The organism is Alterirhizorhabdus solaris (assembly GCF_007785815.1).
Lineage (GTDB): Bacteria > Pseudomonadota > Alphaproteobacteria > Sphingomonadales > Sphingomonadaceae > Alterirhizorhabdus > Alterirhizorhabdus solaris.
Genome location: NZ_VNIM01000164.1, coordinates 1 through 5004 on the forward strand (window position 1 = coordinate 1; position 5004 = coordinate 5004).

Genomic DNA, 5004 nt, shown 5'->3' on the forward strand with positions numbered 1-5004 from the left:
GGTGCGGGATGCGACGTCCTTCGCCTGCCCGGCGGCGAGCTGGCCGGTGATGACGGGCAGGCCGGGGCGCAGGCCTTCGCCCGTCACCTCTGTATCGCTGCCATTGGTGTCGCCCACCGTCACCTGCACGGAGCTTGGCTGACCGTCGTCGCCCAGCACGTAGATCGTCTGGCGGCTGCCGCGCCCGATCGTGGCGGTGCGCGCCGCCCCGCCGCCTCGACCCGGCCGGCGCGGCACCAGCACGTCGGTCACCCCGCCGCCGCTGCGCGCACCGGCACGATCCGGCGAGAAACGCAGCGCGGCGTTGGGCACGAGCAGCACGTCCTGCTTCTCGGCGGTCACGATATCGGCGGTGGCGGTCATCCCCGGGCGCAACGCGAGGTCGCGATTGTCCACCGTCAGCCGCGCCGTATAGGCGACGACCGAGCCGGCGGTGGTCGTGGTCGTCGTGGTGGTGCTGCTAGTCGAGGCGTTGGCCCCCACGTCCACCCGCTCGATCAGCGCGGGGAAGGTGCGGCCGGGAAACGCATCGACCTGAAAACTGGCGCGCTGGCCGGCCTTCACCTGGCCCACGTCCGCCTCGTCCACCTTCACCTCCAGCCGCATCTGGCCCAGGTCCTCGGCGATCTTGAACAGCACCGGCGCGTTGAACGAGGCGGCCACCGTCTGCCCCGGCTCGATCGAGCGCGACAGCACCACGCCGGTGACGGGCGAGACGATGGTGGCGCGCGAAAGCTGCGTTTCAGCCGAGGACAGCGCCGCGCGCGCCTGCGCCACGGCCGCGCGCGCGGTGGCGATGCCGGCCTGCGCGCGCGCGTCGTCGCCGCGCGCCACGTCCAGTTCGGTGGCGGACGGCACCTTGCCGCCGGACAAGCGATAGACCTGTTGCAACCGGTTCAGCGTCGCCCGGCTCTGCTGCGCGGTCGCCTCCGCCTGCTGCACGCCGGCCTGCGCGGAGGCGAGCTGCGCGCGGTTCTGGTTCACCTCGTCCTGAAAGCGCGCGGTATCGAGCCGGGCGAGAACCTGCCCTTTCCGCACGCGATCGTTGTTGTCGACGAACACCTGCGTGATGAGGCCGGACAGTTCGGAGCCGACCTCCACCTCGTTTGTGGGGGCAAGGTTGCCGGTGGCCGACACGCTGACGGTCAGCCCGCCGCGCCGCACCGGCTGGGTGGCGTAGCTCACCGGCTCCGCGCCGCCGAACAGCAGGCGGAAGGCGATCCACAGCACCAGCAGCACCGCCAGCGCGACCGCCCCCCACTTCACGTAGCGCGCGCGGCGCGAGGGCGGTTTCGCCCCGAGAAAGTCGTCGAGCGCGGCGCGGTCCTCGGCGGGGGTCGCGTCGGAGGGGGTCGGCTTGTCCATCACGGCCTCGTCGTCGATGCGGTTGCGCCCGCCAGGGGCAGGGGCGCGGGGGCGGCCTGCCAGCCGCCGCCCAGCGCCTTGTAGAGCTGCACGGTCGCCGTCGCGCGGTCCGCCCGCGCGCTGGCGCTGGCATCCTCGCTGGACAGCAGGCTGCGCTCGGTATCGAGCAGCGACTGGAAATCGACCAGCCCGGCGCGATACTGCGTGCGGGCATAGATGGCGGCGTTGCGCGCGGCCTCGGCGGCGATGCCGATCTCACGCTCGCGCCGCTCGGCGGAGGAAAGCTGGGTCAGCGCGTTCTCCACCTCCTCAAACGCCAGCAGCACCGTCTGGCGGTAGGTGCCGAACGCCGCCTCGGTCGCGGCACGCTGGCCGGCGATGCGCGCGCGGATCTGCCCGCCCTGAAAGATCGGCGCGGTGATCCCGGCCACCAGATTGCCCAGCGCCGCCCCCGGCAGCCCGCCGATCGACGTATCCGATCCGGCGAAGCTGCCGGACAGGCGCAGCGCGGGATAAAGATCGGCGGTGGCGACGCCGATGCGCGCGGTTTCGGCGGCCAGCGTGCGCTCGGCGGCGGCGATGTCGGGCCGCTGGCGCACCACCTCGGCCGGGATGGCGATGGCGGCGGGCGCCAGCGGCACCGGCCCGCCCGAATTGAGCGCGCCGTTCACCGCGCCCGGCGCATCGCCCGTCAGCACCGACAGCCGGTTGGCGGCGGCGACGTAATTGTTCTCCAGCAGCGGGATCGAGGCGGCGGTGGTCGCGCGCAACTGCCGCGCCTGTTCCAGGTCGAGGCTGCTCACCAGCCCGGCCTGTACCCGCCAGCCGACGATCTGGAGCGTCTCGTCCTGCGAGGCGAGGTTGGCCCGCGCGATGCCGAGCCGCGCCTGCGCCAGCCGCGCCTGCATGTAGTTCAGCCCCACCTCGGCGGCGATGCTGAGCTGCACGTCGTGCAGGTTGGCCTGGGTGGCGGCGGAATCGGCGCGCGCCGCCTCCACCGAGCGGCGGATGCCGCCGAACACGTCCGCCTCCCACGCGGCGTCGAAGCCGGCGCGAAACACGGTGGTATCGCCGCCGGAGGAAAAGGTGTTGCCGGTGGTCGGATCGACGAAGCTCTGCCCGTCGCGCCCCACGCTGCGATTGGCCGAGGTGCTGAATCCTGCCTGCGGCAGACCCGCGCCGATCGCCTGCCGCACGTTCGCCCGTGCCTGCCGCAACCGGGCGCCCGCCACCGCGATATCGAGGTTCGCCTCGAACGACCGCTCCACCAGTTGCGTCAGCACCGGATCGTCGAACCCGGTCCACCAGCGTACCGGGTCGGCGGGCGGCATCCCCGGCCGCTCGGGCGCGGCGACGAACGTGTCGGGCACCTTCAGCACGGCGGCGGAGGGCGGCCGGTAATCGGGGCCGACCGCGCAGGCCGACAGCCCGGCGAGCAACAGCAGCCCCGCGCCGCCGCGCCCCGTCTGCCGCCGTTCCGAACGATCGCTGCTCATCGTGCCGATCCTAGCGCCGGCTGTTGCGGACGGATTTCCCCGCCGACACAAACCGCCTGCCCCGTGCCGCCCGCCTTCACAGCGCAGCCCGCGCGGCATCCCAGCCGCGCCCGTCGAAGGGCACGGCGGTGGCGGCGAGGCCATGCCCCTCGTCCAGCGCGCGCAGGTTGACGCTCCACGCCTCGGGGTGGGAGCGCGGCTGATAGAAGCTCTTGATCCCGCACGTGCCACAGAACAGGTGCGCCGCCGCCCCGGTGCCGAAGCGATAGGTACGCAGGGCTTCCCCGCCGGCGATCAGCCGGAAATCGGCGTGCGGCACGATCAGGTGGAGGAAACCCGTCTTCGCGCAGATCGAGCAGTTGCAGTCGAGCACCTCGACCGCGTCGGGCACGGTGGCGGTGAAGCGCACCGCGCCGCAATGGCATCCGCCGGCAATGTCCTTCATGCCGCCTCCCTAGCCTGCGCGAGAGACCCCTTCAATGCGGGTCGGCGATCGGATAGCCTCACCGGCCATAACGAGAGAGAGGATCAGCGCATGAAGCTTGGATCGTTGAAGGGCGGGCGCGACGGCCGGCTGGTGGTGGTGAGCCGCGATCTGGCGTGGTGCGCCGATGCCGGCCACATCGCCCCCACCCTGCAGGCCGCGCTCGACGACTGGGAGGCCGCCGCCGCCCGGCTGGAAAGCCTCGCCACCGATCTGGCGCACGAGGCGATCCCGATGATGCGCTTCCACGAGCGCGACGCCGAGGCGCCGTTGCCGCGCGCGTTCCAGTGGGCGGACGGTTCGGCCTACGTGAACCATGTCGAGCTGGTGCGGAAAGCGCGCGGGGCCGAGATGCCCGACAGCTTCCGGCACGATCCGCTGATGTACCAGGGCGGCTCCGACCGCTTCCTGCCGCCGCGCGCGCCGATCGCGCTGGCGGACGAGGCGTGGGGCTGCGATTTCGAGGCCGAGATCGTGGTGGTGACGGGCGACGTGGCGCAGGGCGCCGATCGCGATACGGCGCTGGCGGCGGTGCGGCTGGTCGGCCTCGTCAACGATGTGTCGCTGCGCAACCTGATCCCGGGCGAGCTGGCCAAGGGATTCGGCTTCGTCCAGTCCAAGCCGGCCTCCGCGCTGTCGCCGGTGCTTGTCACGCCGGACGAACTGGGCGGCTGGTGGCAGGGCGGCAAGCTGCACCGCACGCTGTCGGTCGATCTCAACGGCCAGCCGTTCGGCCGCACGCAGGCGGGCGAGGACATGACGTTCGATTTCGGCACGCTGATCGCCCATCTGGCGCGCACCCGTTCGGTGGGGGCGGGCAGCATCGTCGGCTCGGGCACCGTCTCCAATCGCGATGCGGGCGGCGGGCATGGCCGGCCGGCGGCGGCGGGCGGCCTGGGCTACAGCTGCATCGCCGAACAGCGCATGGTGGAGACGATCGAGGACGGCGCGGCCCGCACCCCGTTCCTCGTCGCCGGCGATACCGTGCGCATCCGGGTGGACGACGACCACGGCCATGCCGTGTTCGGCACGATCGAGCAGGTGGTCGAGGCGATCTGACCCCCGCCCTGCCCGGCCGACGCCCTCCCGGCGAGTTCAGAGCCCGTTCAACCCGACCGTGCGTTAATCACTGCAATCACTCGATTTGCGGAGACGGACATGGGTTTCCTGAACAAGAAGGCGCTGGCCGGCATCGCGCTCGCCTCGACGCTGATGCTGGGCGGCTGTTACGACGACGGCTACGGTTATGGCGGCGTGGGGGTCGGATACGGCGGCTATGACGACGGCTATTATGGCGGCGGGCCTTACGGCTATGCCGGCGGCTATCCGTCCTACGGCTGGTACGATGGCTTCTACTACCCCGGCAATGGTTACTACGTGTACGATCGCGGCGGTGGCCGGCAACGCTGGAACGACGGCCAGCGCCGTCACTGGGAGAGCCGTCGCGGGCTGGCCGGCCGCCCCGGTGACGGCCGCTGGCAGGGCCGCGACCGCCCGCGCGACGGTCAGGCCGGGATCGACCGGCCGGGCCGCCCGGGCGGTGCCCGCTGGCAGGGCCGCCCCGACCGGCCGGTCGCCGGCCAGCCCGACACCGTACGCCCCGGCCTGACCCCCGGCACGCCCGGCGGCTGGAACCGGCCGGACCGCGCCGCACGCGCC

General features: G+C 72.5%; 5 protein-coding genes. 2 read left to right on the forward strand and 3 right to left on the reverse strand.

Annotated features, from left to right (window positions below):
* From FOY91_RS20600 to FOY91_RS20610, 3 genes are all read right to left on the reverse strand, one after another.
* A partial coding sequence (locus FOY91_RS20600) for an efflux RND transporter periplasmic adaptor subunit (RefSeq protein ID WP_145155854.1) occupies window positions 1-1365 on the reverse strand: 1365 nt, incomplete at its 3' end.
* On the reverse strand, window positions 1365-2861 hold the full coding sequence (locus tag FOY91_RS20605) for an efflux transporter outer membrane subunit (protein WP_145155856.1): 1497 nt from the start codon (window positions 2859-2861) through the stop codon (window positions 1365-1367). The genes FOY91_RS20605 and FOY91_RS20600, both read right to left, overlap by 1 nt.
* Window positions 2862-2937: 76 nt before the next feature.
* Entirely contained in the window at window positions 2938-3306 is a 369-nt protein-coding gene (locus tag FOY91_RS20610) for a GFA family protein (RefSeq protein WP_145155858.1), read from the reverse strand.
* 90 nt (window positions 3307-3396) lie between these two features.
* Between FOY91_RS20610 and FOY91_RS20615 the strand changes: the two genes are divergently transcribed.
* Together FOY91_RS20615 and FOY91_RS20620 are read left to right on the forward strand one after the other, a co-directional pair.
* On the forward strand, window positions 3397-4404 hold the full coding sequence (locus FOY91_RS20615; RefSeq protein WP_145155860.1) for a fumarylacetoacetate hydrolase family protein: 1008 nt from the start codon (window positions 3397-3399) through the stop codon (window positions 4402-4404).
* A 99-nt stretch (window positions 4405-4503) separates the two neighbouring features.
* On the forward strand, window positions 4504-5004 hold a 501-nt coding region (locus FOY91_RS20620), incomplete at its 3' end, for a peptidase (protein ID WP_145155862.1).

Bases quoted from the DNA above. Each gene is read 5' to 3' on its own strand.
- FOY91_RS20615 (WP_145155860.1), top strand. From the start codon at position 3,397: ATGAAGCTTGGATCGTTGAAGGGCGGGCGCGACGGCCGGCTGGTGGTG.
- FOY91_RS20610 (WP_145155858.1), bottom strand. From the start codon at position 3,306: ATGAAGGACATTGCCGGCGGATGCCATTGCGGCGCGGTGCGCTTCACC.
- FOY91_RS20605 (WP_145155856.1), bottom strand. From the start codon at position 2,861: ATGAGCAGCGATCGTTCGGAACGGCGGCAGACGGGGCGCGGCGGCGCG.